Consider the following 13,342-nt stretch of genomic DNA (forward strand, 5'->3'; position numbering starts at 1 on the left):
TGCAGCTATTGAAACAACAGGAATTAACGCGATGTTAGACATCAAAAAAATCACATCACTTAGCGACTTGAGCGAACTTAAAACGGCTTACTTTGCTGAGTCAACAGCACCACTTGATGGCATGTGGCACTTCGGCTTTGTACCTATGTCTGACCATTACAGCTTTTACGAAGGCGACAAACTTGTCGGTTATTGCGTATTGAATGGTGAAGGCTACTTACTTCAATTCTATCTAGCACCAACCGCCAACACCAATATTGCAGACTTGTTTACCTTAATCGTAGAAAACAACAGCTCAGTGATTGGTGAAGTACAAGGCGCATTCGTGAGCACCGCAGAGCCTCAATACTTATCACTATGCTTGGACAATACTGAGTCCTTCAAAGTCAACGCACTGATGTTTCGCCAGCGTCCAACAGCCGTCGAAAACAGCATTGAAAACATCGAGATGACTCTCGCGACGCAAGAGCAACTCGAGCAACTAGTCGAATTTGCTTCATCAGCGATTGGCGCTCCCAAAGAATGGCTGACCGGTTACTACAGCAACTTAATTGCTCGCCAAGAGCTATGGGGCTACTGGGAAAATAACCGTGTTCTAGCGACAGGAGAGTGCCGTAAGTTCGATGAGCATCAAACGCAGTATGCTGACTTAGGCATGATTGTCGCTCCAAAAGAACGCGGTAAAGGCTTAGCAACGCGTGTTCTTAACTTTCTAAAGCAGCTCGCTAACAGCCAAGGGTTAGAAGCTATGTGTTCTACGGAAAGCAGCAACATTGGAGCACAAAAGGCCATCACTCGCGCTGGATTGTCTTCAAAACATCGTATCTTACAGTTTGATTTTGACTAAATTTCAGAACTAAGCTGAAAGTTCAGTTCTGATAATAGATACTGATAAAAACTGTCACCTGCAGCGATATACACATATAGTTGTGGATGGCAGTCATTTCGAATAGAAGGTCTAATGATCAATTGGTTACAGTCTCCAAAATCTCTTGAAGTTGCTCAGTTCATTGATTGCTACTGGCTGATTGAAAAGACGCCCGACGCTCAAACTCATCAATTTCCGATACTCAATCCCGATCCATCGGCACACCTGATCTTATCGCCAAGCGAGCAGGCATATCACTACACGATTGAGCAACAGGTCGATCAAGGCGTTGGCTGCCATCTGCTGTTACCACACCATAAAGCCATCGAATTGGATCACTCAAAGCCCTTTGTTCACCTAGGTATTAAATTCCATGTCGGAGCCTTGTACACGTTAGATATTCCAGACTGTCCGCACCCCAGCCTAGACACTGTTAACCCTATCGATCTCGCGAGTTTGTTAGATAATCCTAATGCCGAAGCAATGTCGCTGATCAAGCTTGCTCAAACCGATGTTGAGGCCTGCTGTCAGCAGTTAGATGATTTGCTGCTTCCTTGGCTATCGACAGCTAAAACGGATAGGCACAGCGAACTCACACGCAAGGTGTTGGGTGTGCTTGGTTCGACACCGATTGCAGAGCTTGGACACAAGCTGTTTTGCTCGCAAAGAACATTGGAAAGAAGCTTCAACAAGGTAACAGGGCTGACATTAAAACAGTGCCAATCGATGAACAAACTCGAAGCGATGTTGGAATACTTGTATAAGCGAAATTTGGATGACATCGACTGGATGGACGTCGCCTTTCAATTTGGGTTTAGCGACCAACCGCACCTGATTCGTTACCTAAAGAAAACCATCGGTCTAACACCCAATACTTACGCCAAACAAGGCGGTTTAACCATAGATGTTTATGGTGGAGTGAGATCGGACTAACCCAACCTTTATCGATCAAGGACTCTCTGTCTTTTGTGTCCCATTAGTCGCAAGTTTTATTGAGTTTAGATTTGCGACTAAATATACTGGGGACATCATCAGACGGAGGACAAAAATGAATAATAAAAACAAACATATAGTTTTAATTCATGGTCTATATATGCCTGCGTTGATCATGCAATATCTAGATAGAAACTTCAAAAAACGCGGCTTTACAACGCACAAGTTTGCCTACAACTCGCTGCGTTTCCCTTCTGCAGCCAAACGCCTCAATCGCTTCGTAAATGCTCGCTTTAATGAGTACGATGAGGTCTATTTCTTTGGTCACTCACTCGGTGGCTTACTCATTCGTCACTACTTTAAGTTTTATCAGCCCAATTTTGCCGACACCTGCATTATTACGGCAGGTACGCCGCACAATGGGGCAACCATCGCCAAAACACTGTCTAATCATGGGCTTGGATTTATATTTGGTTCGAGCAAAATGATCTTAAGCGATGGCTTGGGTGACTACGATATTGATGTGCCGATTGGCGTCATTACGGGTACCTACGACGCCGGAGTCGGACGTATTGTTCTGGGAAGAAACCCTGGCGATGGCACAGTCACACTCGAAGACGCCAACCTGAGAGGAGCAACGGATACTTACGCCCTCAAACTCAACCACACAGCGCTTGTCTACTCCAAGGAAGTCGTGACACTGTCGGTTCAGTTCATCGAACACAGAGCTTTCAAGGACGCTTCATAGCTTTTTCCGTTAGCTGTTGAGCGTTGACTCCTGTATCGAGCTCTTGTTCTCTTATTTGTGATAGATAAAAACAAAAATACCACTCTGCGATAAGAGTGGTATTCAAAGATTCATTGCTAAAGTGAGTGCTTGTTAAAGACGATTTACTCGCGTTGGTAGGAACACCTCACCCAACATGCATCGCACCGAACCACCACCAATGTCTTCAATCGTTTTCACGTTAAATGGCAGCAGCTTGCCATGTGTCGAAAGCTGAGCTAACTGGGCTGGAGAAAACGCATCGTAAGCCGATTGAGACATCGCGATCACCTTGTCGCCATTCACCGTCTCCAGTTGCAGAATGTTGCCGCAGAATCGGTTCATCTGATCAATTGAGATAGAGATAACCTGCTTATCTTTAGCAAGCGACTTCACCACAAAACGGCGCTCAAACTCTGGGATCACTTCATCACAGATCACGCAGAAGTTATCACCAATCGCCATCATCACATTGGTATGGTAAATCGGTTGGCCAGACGGTAATGCCGTTTGGAACGAGACCACGCGAGAATAGCCAATGCGCTTTGCGTAATCTTCCAATACTTCGCGGTCACAACGCTGAGAAAGCGCAGCGTAGATGGTCTTGTTGATATGGTCGATAACCATCACGCCCGTGCTCTCTAGATAAGAGCCTTGCGCGATGTAAGACTCTAGAGACTCGCTGTGGTTAACAATACGACCCGACGCTTCTAACGCTTCAATAAGAGCATTTGGCTTAACTTCGTTTTGACGGTTTTCACACGCCATAGGGAACGTGAATAAGCTTCCATCACTGCAGGTACTGAACCAGTTGTTTGGGAAAACAGCATCCGGCGTTTCAACGCCCAATTCTGGGTAATCAAACTCTACAACTTGCACACCTTCTTTACGCAACGAAGCGACCATGGCCTTAAATTCAGCCATCGTTTCTACCTTCACCTCAGCTTCGGTCAGATTCACTCTGTGCTGAAATTCGTTATCACGTGCTGTTTCTTCGTTAAATTTAAACTCTTTTGGCGGCACCATAACAACGCAATTGGCGTTTTGAACATTAGTAATATGAAGTGATTTTTTGTGTAGGTTTAACATTTCGACCGTCCCTATCTTTTATTTACTTCAGAATTGTAAACAACTTGTTACGACAAGATTCACTGAAAAGAATAATGATTTGAATATTTATCCCAAACAATTACTGCAGATCTTAGATTAATCGGTAATTTTTACTGCAAGATAACAGCACATCAGAAAGAACCAACTGTATGCATATTCGTTAAGTCACTTTATGGATAAATATTCTGATTCCATTTTCTCGCCTATCACGAGTTTTGATTACAATTTAATCCATTTAACGTTAGGATTATCACCGTTGCATAACAATCAATTACGTTTGAAATAAGCTTAACTTTTCCTGTCTAATTCAATCTAAAATAAGCGTCATGAAAGACACTCTTTGGACCTTTCCTGCATCGCTTAGACAAAGTTTTAGTGTTTTAAAGCCAAGTGCCTAAATAGGCGCTAGAACAAAATCCATCGAATGACTTAATACTGATAAGAACCCATGGGCGCTTATATAATTTCAAACTAAGACAGTTAAATTTCAAATCAAGACCATAAAAACAAAGCTGCACCAACGATGCAGTCGCTTATAGATGCACTAGTTTATAAAGGGAAATCTATGTACAAGAAATTTGAAGGCTTTACTGAAGCCTTTCCAAAGGGAGAGCCGATACAACCTCCTACTGGCATACTGGCATTCTGCCGCCATTACACTCGAGGTTTCGAAAAACCGTTGATCTTGCTCGGGTTGATGAGCATGACCATCGCGATCATCGAAGTCGCGCTGTTCGGTTACATGGGGCAGTTGGTCGACTGGCTATCAACAAGCAACCCAGACACTTTCTTAGCAGACAACGAATCGACATTGATGGGGCTCGGTATTCTGCTGTTGGTTGTGATGCCAATCTTGATCAGTGTTTACTCGCTATTGCTTCACCAAACTTTGCTGGGCAACTACCCAATGTCGATTCGTTGGTTAGCGCACCGCTACCTTTTGAAGCAAAGCCTGTCCTTCTATCAAGATGACTTCGCCGGACGTGTCGCGACTAAAGTGATGCAAACCTCGCTCGCGGTGCGTGAAACCGTGACCAAAATGGTCGATGTGTTTGTCTACGTAACGGTTTACTTCACGGCGATGCTGTTCATGCTTGCTGAATCAGATTGGCGCTTGATGGCTCCGATGCTGATTTGGCTATTCGTTTACATCGGCATTCAACTGCACTTCGTGCCAAAGCTAAAAGACGTGTCTTCAGAGCAAGCGGATGCTCGTTCACTGATGACAGGTCGTATTGTTGATAGCTACACCAACATCGCAACCGTGAAACTGTTCTCACACAGCAAGCGAGAAACCGAATACGCAGAAGAAGGCATGGAAGGCTTCTTAGATACGGTTCATCGCCAAATGCGCTTGGTTACTGGCTTCAACATCTGCGTTGAGTTCGCTAACTATTTATTGGTGTTCAGCATTGCGGGTATCTCTATCTACCTATGGTTAGACAATGCGATCACCGTGGGTGCGATTGCGATTGCGGTCAGCTTGGCTCTGCGTATTAACGGCATGTCGAAATGGATCATGTGGGAAATTGGTGGCCTGTTTGAAAACCTAGGTACCGTGATTGATGGCATTAAAACCCTGTCTAAACCTATCGCTATCGAAGACAAGAAAGACGCGAAGCCTCTGGACGTTCCACAAGGCGGTATCCACTTCGACAACGTGAGCTTTAACTACGGTGAGAATAAGGGGGTGATCAACAACCTCAACCTCAACATCAAACCGGGTGAAAAAGTGGGCTTGGTTGGCCGTTCAGGTGCAGGTAAATCGACCCTAGTTAACTTACTACTGCGTTTCCACGATGTAGAAAGTGGCCGCATCCTGATTGATGACCAAGAGATCTCGAGCGTTACTCAAGATTCTCTGCGCTGCAACATTGGTATGGTGACTCAAGATACCTCACTGCTGCACCGTTCGATCAAAGACAACATTCTTTACGGTCGACCAGAGGCATCAGACGAAGAGGTATACGCGGCGACTAAACAAGCGCACGCGCATGAGTTTATCGAAACGCTAACCGACCCGTTTGGCAACGTTGGTTACGATGCTCAAGTGGGTGAACGTGGCGTTAAGCTTTCTGGTGGTCAGCGTCAACGTGTCGCTATCTCACGTGTTCTTCTGAAAAATGCTCCATTACTTGTTCTCGATGAAGCAACGTCTGCACTCGATTCTGAGGTAGAGGCAGCGATTCAAGAGAGCTTGATTGAGCTAATGGAAGGCAAAACGGTTATTGCGATTGCACACCGCCTGTCGACCATTGCTGCGATGGATCGCCTGATCGTGCTTGATGCCGGCAATATCGTAGAAGAAGGCACGCACCAAGAGCTGATTAACCAGAATGGTATTTATGCGCAGCTATGGAATCACCAAACCGGTGGCTTCATTGCCGATGACCTTGAGCAAGCCACGAGCGCTTAATTTTTGTGCTATTTTAAAAGTGCGGCGTGATTCACACCAATTTGTTTATTAGCGGTAAAATTACACGTGGCAGAATGTTATGTCGTAATTATATAATGACATTAACACCAAAGACGCCTCGCTTGCGCGTTCTGGAATAAGGCTAGACTTCGGGGGGAGGCTAGCCTTTTTTATGCCTGCTATTTGGTGCTCTTTGTTACCTGTCCAATAAACTTCATCGATCCTTTTGTTTTTTTCTTGGCGTTTTTTTCTTAAAATGCGCGCAATATTCTTTCTAGAGATCAACCATGAACAAAAGTGTCTTAACTAACGTTATTGCGTTAGCACTGCTTGCTGGCGGCTATGCGACAGCAAACCAATACTTGCTTTATGCAGGCCTATTCGCCTTTTCTGGTGCCATCACCAACTGGCTTGCGATTCACATGTTGTTCGAGAAAGTACCCGGCCTATACGGTTCTGGCGTTATTCCAGCGCGCTTTGAAGAGTTCAAGGCAGCCATCAAGCAACTGATGATGGAGCAATTCTTTACAGAAAGTAACATCGATCGCTTCCTAAGCAGCGAGATGACAGGAAAGTCGCTCAATCTAGAGCCTGTGATTCAGAAGATCGACTTTAACCCTGCATTCGACTCACTGGTGCATGTTATCGAGAACTCTCAGTTTGGCGGTATGTTGGCAATGTTTGGTGGCACAGAAGCACTAGAGCCAATGAAAGCGCCGTTTGTTGAGAAGATGCAAGAATCAGTGATTGAAATCAGCAAGAGTGACTCTGTAAAAAATGCCATCAAAGACGAGCTAGAATCGCCTGCGATGATGGATGAAATTAAAGAGAACATTGAGGCGATCATCGATCAGCGCTTGAATGAACTAACACCTAAGCTGGTTAAAGAGATGGTTCAGACCATGATCAAGAAACACCTTGGCTGGCTTGTGGTTTGGGGCGGTGTCTTCGGTGGTGTGATTGGCTTAATCTCTGCGGCCATTACGCTGTAAGCCGAACACGTTTATCGGATTGCTCTTTATCTGACGCTCAACAAAAAATGGAAGCTTATTAGCTTCCATTTTTTATATCTAAATCACCTTGGTAAGGCGAAATCAGGCCACTATTTTAGAGTTGCCAACAACTCAGGGTTCACACCAAAGCCCTTTTTGTGCTCTTCAATCACCACTTCACTGCGTGTCTGAATCACACCAGGTAAGGTGCCCAACTTCGTTGCCATAAACGCTTGATACGCCTTCATGTCTTTCACTCGAACCTTGATCATGGTGTCAAAGTCACCCGACAGTGAGTAGCACTCTTCCACCTCAGGCATCATCTCTACCGCTTGGGCAAATTTGTCGAAGATCGAAAAGCTAGTCTGATCGAGACGAATATGGATAAAGACTTGAACATCGAGTCCCAGCTTTTCTGAACAAAGCTCAGCATGATAGCCCGTGATGTAGCCCTCTTTCTCCAATCGCTTGAGTCTATCAGAGCAAGGTGACGTCGTAAGGTTGACCTGTTTTGCCAGTTCAACCACAGGTAAACGCCCTTTCATATGCAGAATTCTTAGTATCTCTTTATCGATACGATCGAGCTGATGCTGAGACATAACATTCCTTAAACATTCTAAATTCCGCTCAGTATATTCCATACCAAGAGCAATCGAAGAAAACCTCGCTCACACATTTAAAAACTAAATGCACAGATGATATTCACACCAAATATAAATACATACAAATAGATAACAACCCTTATAAATCAAACTCTGGTTATTAACAAATTATTATAGAAATGACCCGATTAACAAATAAGTTGAGCCGGAAACGAAAGAAAGCATATAGGCCAAAGTGAATAATAGAATTATCAAAGAGAAAGGATGACTCTATTATGAAAACGCAAGAACTCGCATATAAACCTTACGGTATTGGTTCATGGACACACGTAACGGTATCAAAAGATGTTGCTCAGGCACTAGCAAATGAGTACTCAAACTACGGTTGGGATGTGAAGATTGATGGCGACGCCATTGATGCTGAGCTAGCACTCAAAGCCGCATAGAAACGCAAAAACCTCCTAAAACGGAGGTTTTTTGATCTAAGTTAGTGAGCGCTTACTGTAAGTTAAGCTAAACCAACTTGGGGCACTGTACTTCCTGTTTCGCAACGGCAGTTACACGTGCGGCAGAAGTGCTGAGTTTCCATATCGTAATACAGATTTCCACTAAATAGCTTTGATGTCCATTGCATCATACGGCCAGAAGTTGTCTCGGGCTCTGACTCACAACGTTTCATTATAGACTTATGTAGTGTTGTTTTTTTACATCCTTTGCAATAGAGATCAGGCATACCTTTGTCCTATAGGTCTTTAGTGGTTACTGACAATTGACACATCATGTCCAATTCAGTTCAACAATTCACCGAGCTAATCACAAAAGTGAGCGCCAAGTTCAAAAAATAGCCATTTTTCTGTTTCATTTTTTGACATCAAACGCCAGAAAGGTCCAACCTCTTCCATGCAATTTCTCTCGTTCACTCGTTTCAATTTACATTGTAAAATCCTATAACGACAGTACCTCCCCCATGTTAACCACCAAATTGAGCAATAAAAAAGCAGCACTTCCTCGATGAAAGTACCGCTTAAATAAGTCATATTTGCTTCAATTTCACTTAGGTTTAAAAGCCAAATTTACCATTGTCATTTTTCCACTCTGAACGCGCAGGAATGGTTTCGATGGTATCCCAGTGCTCAACGATCTTGCCGTTATCAACACGGAACAGATCATAAAAAGCGACGTGGTTATTCATGAACTGGCCTTCACTGATCGACAACACAAAATTACCTTGGCCCAAAATCTTGTGGTTAGCGGTATAAACCATTGGCATGCCCGCTTCCGCTAACGCCCCCAAAGCTTCACCCAAACCGCTTAGGCCATCGGCTACGCCTGGGTTGTGCTGTAAGTAAGCACTGTCTTCATGGTCGATATAGTTATTAATCTTCGCCATATCACCTCCGATCAGGATGTCTTTGACAAACCCACTGACCAGTTGCTTATTTTTATCCGTTTTCTCGAGGTCTACGACTTTAGTCGCACCATCTAATTGAGTTCGTCCACTTGCGTTTGGCTTGGCAATTTCTTGCAAGTTATCCCAATGTTCAACTATCTGTCCCTCTTCAAAACGGAACACGTCAAAGCCGACTTTAGGGCCGAAGAAGTTGTATTCAGTGTGTGTTACTACGAAATCACCGTCTTGAAATGAGCGCTTCACTTGTGCTTTCGCTGAACCTTCTGGAAGTATTTGTAATACTTCACCAAAGCCCGCTAAGCCATCACCTACCGCTAGGTTATGTTGAATGTACTTTTCAGGGTTAATGTAGCTCACCGCTTTTGCGTCGCCCGTTTCAATGATCGAAATAACCGCTACCGCTTTTTCTTGAATAGATATCTCTTGTGCCGCAACCGTGCCGGTAATCATAGAGGCCGCGAGTACGCTTGCCGTGAGTAGTGTTGATTTGAGTTTCGTCGCTGTAGATTCAGCTGCTTTGAATGTTGCTGTTGGGAATGCGTTGGTTATTGTTTTCATTATTGAGTCCTCTCGTTGGCTTGGAAACTATATTAGTCAACTAAAGAGGCTCACGGCAGAGTGGATTTAGGCAGAAAAATGGTAGATATCGAACCTTAGATGATTCGTGTCGACCTACTAGTTATTCAGAGAGTGAAGGCTTGGAATACTTCTTTTGAAACTCACTCGGCGTCATCTGAGTATGATTTTTAAAGTACTTAACGAAATTACTGGCGTCTTCAAACCCAAAATCCAACGCCATTTTCTGAGACGTAATATTGGTTACCACCAGCTGACGCTTCATTTCTAAAACGGTAAAAGAATCGATGATCTGCTTAGCAGTTAACCCCGTTGCGACTTTGCACACTTGGTTCAACGTCTTGTAGGTGGTGTTAATTTGATTGGCGTACCAGTTTGCATCACGCACGCGCAGGTAGTTGTTTTGAAGAAGCTCAAAGTAGCGGGCAAACTTAATGTTCTGCTGCAAGCTCAAGGCGTCTTGCTTCACTTCTGGTCGCAGGCGATGAAGAATCAGAGCTAGTGCTGAGAACAAGTACATCACAATCAAGGGATCGGATTCTGGCTGATTCAGTTCCGTCATAATTTGCTGAATAATACTTTGCGTCCGCTCTTGGTGGGACTCATCAAGTGACAACAATGCCGAGTGCGCCTTGTTCAAATGAGTAGGCGTGTAGTTTGGCAACTTCATATTAGCGTGAACGCTGTCTAAGAACGCTTGAGTAAACAAAACCGCAGTGCCTTGTGGCTTGTTACTAAAATCAAAGGCGTGCACCTGCTCTCTTTGAATGAACAACACGCTCCCTTGGCTAAAAGGATATTCTTGGAAATCGACCATGTGCGTGCCAAAGCCTTGCTCAATAAACAGAATCAGGAAGAAGCTGACACGATGTGGCAATTGAGGATCGTGGTTAATATTGCTTTCTGAATAGAGCCGAGACAAGGGCACAAACTCCAGCTCAGCTTGCGCCGTTTTCTCATGGTTAAAGCCAATATTCGGGATTACTTGAGGCACTATTAACTTCCTATTCATCTACTCAACTGCTCAACTGCTCTTAGCAAGAGTAATGTATCGCAGTGGGAACTGAAATGCTCCGAGCTTAGAAGTATGACTTAACCAGCGTCACCAACAAGGTAAACATACTAAATACACTCAACTTACCAGACGCAACACAAGGTCAAAGCATTGAGATATAGGCAAAAAAATAGAGCCACCGAAGTGACTCTATTGCTTTTATTTTTCAATTTCTTTTTAGCTAACGTTCTTTGCTAATTCACATCTGTTTTACAATGTAAATTAGTCTAGCTCAACGAGGTTCTTCTCGAACTCAGCGTGTTGCTTCTTAACTTCGTCTTCAGGCTCGCCCGTAATTAGACTCACGATAACGATAGAAAGAGTCGATAGGATGATTCCCGGTACGATTTCGTACACATCGAACCAACCGCCCGTGAACTGTTTCCAAAGTACAATCGTCACACCACCAACCACGATACCCGCTAGAGCGCCGTTACGGTTCATACGAGACCAGTACAGGCTCAATACGATAGCTGGGCCGAATGCAGCACCAAAACCAGCCCATGCGTAAGACACAAGGCCAAGTACTGAACTGTCTGGCGTCATCGCTAGTACAAGTGCAATAAGAGAGATTAGGATAACCGCGAAACGGCCTACACGAACAATCTCTTCTGACGTAGCGTCTTTCTTCAGAACTTGCTTATACAAATCTTCTGCCATTGCAGATGAAGAAACAAGAAGTTGTGAATCCGCAGTACTCATGATTGCCGCTAGGATTGCCGCCAGTAAAATACCTGCAATTACTGGGTGGAACATCGCGTTCACAAGAAGCATGAAGATCTTCTCGCCATCGTCTAGCTTAGGTGCACCAGAGTTAGTTACGTAGATTAGACCAACAAGACCAACCAACATTGCACCAATCATAGACAGTGCAGTCCATACCACTGCGATACGACGCGCGGTTGTTAGGTCTTTATTGCTACGCGTTGCTTTGAAACGAGCAAGGATGTGTGGCTGACCGAAGTAACCTAGACCCCATGCCGCTAGCGAGATGATCGCGATAGCAGAAAGGGGCTCACCTTTCGCATCATTCCATAGCGTGAGTAGCTCTGGGTTGATGTTGTGAAGGTCAGTCGATAGCTGGCCAAGGCCGCCGTTCATTGCTGCGATTGGCACAATCAATAGCGCAGCAGACATTAGTAAGCCTTGAACCAAGTCAGTCCAAGATACCGCTAGGAAACCACCAAACAAGGTGTACGAAACCACACATACGGTACCGATGATTACCGCCGTTGTGTAATCTAGGCCGAATACCGTTTCAAACAATTTACCACCTGCTACCAAGCCTGAGCTTGTGTAGAAAAGGAAGAATAAAAGGATAAAGAAAGCAGAAATTGTTTGGATCAGCTTAGAGTTATCGTTGAAGCGACGAGATAGGAATTCAGGCAGCGTCAGTGATTCAGTTGTAATACTGTAAGTACGTAGGCGTTTAGCACTGATCAACCAGTTTGCCCAAGTACCAACCAGTAGGCCACCAGCAAGCCAGAATGCTTCAAAGCCAGCAGCGTAAGCGTAACCAGGCAGGCCAAGTAGCAACCAACCACTCATGTCTGATGCACCAGCAGAAAGTGCAGCAGGCCATGGGCCTAACGAACGACCACCTAGGAAGTAGTCAGTTGAGTTAGATGTACGTTTGTAAGCAATAACACCGATCGCTAGCATCATAATTAGATACGCAATGAACGTCGTCGTTATTGCAAAACTGTTTTCTATCATTTGATAGTCCTCATTTTGTAGAAAGCCTTCCATGCCTAATTCAATGCAAGACACTCACCGTAAAGGCAAGCGAGTGCATTGAGTTAGGTATTCAGGCTCCAAAGCACTAAGGGTTAAATCCAAAAATGGAAAAAACCAACAATGGACAAACCCAAAGTGCTTAGAGCCAATTTTACTGAAGGTTAGTGAGCTTCGCTTCCAAGTTCGAGCAAGGTCGCGTTACCGCCCACGGCTGTTATATTTATAGTTCGCGTACGCTCGGTAATGAAGCGCAGCGATAGGTGTGGATCATTAGCAACATTCATTGTCGCCAGATCCGTTTCAGCCACTAAACCGACGATTGCACCGTCACGCTTAGCAAGCTGTAAATTGATAGCTTGTGCCGTTTGTGAATTACCCACGTAACCTGCACTTCGCACATCGCAAGACAGCAGCTGTTGAGCAGCGTCATACGAGGAAACCTGTACTAAGTTAGTTGGTAGATTCGCTTGTTTCGCGGCGTCAGCAATTAAGGTGTTGAACTGCACGTCATCACTGCACAATTGAACGCTGTTACCTGCCAATAGTGCTGCAGTAATCATCGCTGTTGCAGTTTGCAGTGCCGGCAGCTTCTCTTCGCAATCATCAACAATCACCAAAGCCACACCGCGGCCAGCGGCATACAACTCGTTGGTTTCGCCCGTTGGACCCGCCATTAGGTGATGTTCAGAAAGCAGCGCAGAGGCTTGCTCTAGATGATAAGTCGCCACCGCTGCCAAAGGCGCAGATTGGCTTTCGATCTCTGATTTAAATGAAAGTACCTGAGCACTCTTATGATCAAAGTCGGTAAGATTCCATTGTTCCCACGCTAACAAAGCATCAGAAAAACCTGTCACTTGATGAACCATAATATTGCTCC

Annotated in this window: 13 protein-coding genes; 6 read left to right on the forward strand and 7 right to left on the reverse strand. The window is 44.7% G+C overall.

The window, feature by feature from the left end; translation table 11 throughout:
• Window positions 1–31: 31 nt before the first annotated feature.
• The 3 genes from MSG35_RS03600 to MSG35_RS03610 all read left to right on the forward strand — a co-directional run bounded on the left by MSG35_RS03600 (window position 32) and on the right by MSG35_RS03610 (window position 2,549).
• Entirely contained in the window at window positions 32–847 is an 816-nt protein-coding gene (locus tag MSG35_RS03600; protein WP_248382839.1) for a GNAT family N-acetyltransferase, read from the forward strand.
• A 114-nt stretch (window positions 848–961) separates the two neighbouring features.
• Window positions 962–1,801 (forward strand): AraC family transcriptional regulator, encoded by an 840-nt coding sequence (locus MSG35_RS03605; RefSeq protein ID WP_248382841.1) that lies wholly within the window; start codon window positions 962–964, stop codon window positions 1,799–1,801.
• 115 nt (window positions 1,802–1,916) lie between these two features.
• A complete protein-coding gene (locus tag MSG35_RS03610) occupies window positions 1,917–2,549 on the forward strand; it encodes an alpha/beta hydrolase (RefSeq protein ID WP_248382848.1) in 633 nt (210 codons plus the stop codon).
• Window positions 2,550–2,681: 132 nt separating this feature from the next.
• Here the strand turns inward: MSG35_RS03610 and MSG35_RS03615 are convergent, their stop codons facing one another.
• Window positions 2,682–3,656, reverse strand: coding sequence for an arginine deiminase-related protein (locus MSG35_RS03615; protein WP_017061193.1), 975 nt, complete (start codon window positions 3,654–3,656; stop codon window positions 2,682–2,684).
• Between the two features lie 586 nt (window positions 3,657–4,242).
• Here MSG35_RS03615 and MSG35_RS03620 point away from each other — a divergent pair.
• Together MSG35_RS03620 and MSG35_RS03625 are read left to right on the forward strand one after the other, a co-directional pair.
• Window positions 4,243–6,093 carry an ABC transporter ATP-binding protein gene (locus MSG35_RS03620; protein WP_248382849.1) on the forward strand — a complete coding sequence of 617 codons (1,851 nt, stop codon included), beginning with the start codon at window positions 4,243–4,245 and terminating at the stop codon, window positions 6,091–6,093.
• A gap of 287 nt (window positions 6,094–6,380) precedes the next feature.
• On the forward strand, window positions 6,381–7,085 hold the full coding sequence (locus tag MSG35_RS03625; protein ID WP_017065155.1) for a hypothetical protein: 705 nt from the start codon (window positions 6,381–6,383) through the stop codon (window positions 7,083–7,085).
• A 110-nt stretch (window positions 7,086–7,195) separates the two neighbouring features.
• On the opposite strand, the gene MSG35_RS03630 is transcribed toward MSG35_RS03625, so the two are convergent.
• Window positions 7,196–7,684, reverse strand: coding sequence for an Lrp/AsnC ligand binding domain-containing protein (locus MSG35_RS03630; RefSeq protein WP_004732526.1), 489 nt, complete (start codon window positions 7,682–7,684; stop codon window positions 7,196–7,198).
• Window positions 7,685–7,962: 278 nt separating this feature from the next.
• Between MSG35_RS03630 and MSG35_RS03635 the strand changes: the two genes are divergently transcribed.
• Window positions 7,963–8,133: a hypothetical protein gene (locus MSG35_RS03635; RefSeq protein ID WP_019823299.1), complete on the forward strand. Its 171-nt coding sequence runs from the start codon at window positions 7,963–7,965 to the stop codon at window positions 8,131–8,133.
• Between the two features lie 62 nt (window positions 8,134–8,195).
• Here MSG35_RS03635 and MSG35_RS03640 read toward each other — a convergent pair whose 3' ends face one another.
• From MSG35_RS03640 to MSG35_RS03660, 5 genes are all read right to left on the reverse strand, one after another.
• Window positions 8,196–8,420, reverse strand: a complete 225-nt coding sequence (locus tag MSG35_RS03640) for a hypothetical protein (RefSeq protein WP_081008942.1) — start codon at window positions 8,418–8,420, stop codon at window positions 8,196–8,198.
• A 327-nt stretch (window positions 8,421–8,747) separates the two neighbouring features.
• On the reverse strand, window positions 8,748–9,548 hold the full coding sequence (locus MSG35_RS03645) for a hypothetical protein (protein WP_248383245.1): 801 nt from the start codon (window positions 9,546–9,548) through the stop codon (window positions 8,748–8,750).
• Between the two features lie 229 nt (window positions 9,549–9,777).
• Window positions 9,778–10,668 carry a helix-turn-helix transcriptional regulator gene (locus MSG35_RS03650; protein WP_248382850.1) on the reverse strand — a complete coding sequence of 297 codons (891 nt, stop codon included), beginning with the start codon at window positions 10,666–10,668 and terminating at the stop codon, window positions 9,778–9,780.
• Window positions 10,669–10,950: 282 nt separating this feature from the next.
• Complete coding sequence (putP, locus tag MSG35_RS03655; RefSeq protein WP_170930181.1) at window positions 10,951–12,477, reverse strand: sodium/proline symporter PutP; 1,527 nt, start codon at window positions 12,475–12,477, stop codon at window positions 10,951–10,953.
• 149 nt (window positions 12,478–12,626) lie between these two features.
• Window positions 12,627–13,331: a 1-pyrroline-5-carboxylate dehydrogenase gene (locus MSG35_RS03660; protein WP_048614230.1), complete on the reverse strand. Its 705-nt coding sequence runs from the start codon at window positions 13,329–13,331 to the stop codon at window positions 12,627–12,629.
• Window positions 13,332–13,342 lie beyond the last annotated feature (11 nt).

This window comes from Vibrio sp. 1CM23M (genome assembly GCF_023161755.1).
Classification (GTDB): domain Bacteria; phylum Pseudomonadota; class Gammaproteobacteria; order Enterobacterales; family Vibrionaceae; genus Vibrio; species Vibrio coralliirubri.

What these genes read in the sequence shown, in the direction of transcription:
- MSG35_RS03600 (WP_248382839.1), top strand. Translation starts at nt 32, where the DNA reads ATGTTAGACATCAAAAAAATCACATCACTTAGCGACTTGAGCGAACTT.
- MSG35_RS03605 (WP_248382841.1), top strand. Translation starts at nt 962, where the DNA reads ATGATCAATTGGTTACAGTCTCCAAAATCTCTTGAAGTTGCTCAGTTC.
- MSG35_RS03610 (WP_248382848.1), top strand. Translation starts at nt 1,917, where the DNA reads ATGAATAATAAAAACAAACATATAGTTTTAATTCATGGTCTATATATG.
- MSG35_RS03615 (WP_017061193.1), bottom strand. Translation starts at nt 3,656, where the DNA reads ATGTTAAACCTACACAAAAAATCACTTCATATTACTAATGTTCAAAAC.
- MSG35_RS03620 (WP_248382849.1), top strand. Translation starts at nt 4,243, where the DNA reads ATGTACAAGAAATTTGAAGGCTTTACTGAAGCCTTTCCAAAGGGAGAG.
- MSG35_RS03625 (WP_017065155.1), top strand. Translation starts at nt 6,381, where the DNA reads ATGAACAAAAGTGTCTTAACTAACGTTATTGCGTTAGCACTGCTTGCT.
- MSG35_RS03630 (WP_004732526.1), bottom strand. Translation starts at nt 7,684, where the DNA reads ATGTCTCAGCATCAGCTCGATCGTATCGATAAAGAGATACTAAGAATT.
- MSG35_RS03635 (WP_019823299.1), top strand. Translation starts at nt 7,963, where the DNA reads ATGAAAACGCAAGAACTCGCATATAAACCTTACGGTATTGGTTCATGG.
- MSG35_RS03640 (WP_081008942.1), bottom strand. Translation starts at nt 8,420, where the DNA reads ATGCCTGATCTCTATTGCAAAGGATGTAAAAAAACAACACTACATAAG.
- MSG35_RS03645 (WP_248383245.1), bottom strand. Translation starts at nt 9,548, where the DNA reads ATGATTACCGGCACGGTTGCGGCACAAGAGATATCTATTCAAGAAAAA.
- putP (WP_170930181.1), bottom strand. Translation starts at nt 12,477, where the DNA reads ATGGAAGGCTTTCTACAAAATGAGGACTATCAAATGATAGAAAACAGT.
- MSG35_RS03660 (WP_048614230.1), bottom strand. Translation starts at nt 13,331, where the DNA reads ATGGTTCATCAAGTGACAGGTTTTTCTGATGCTTTGTTAGCGTGGGAA.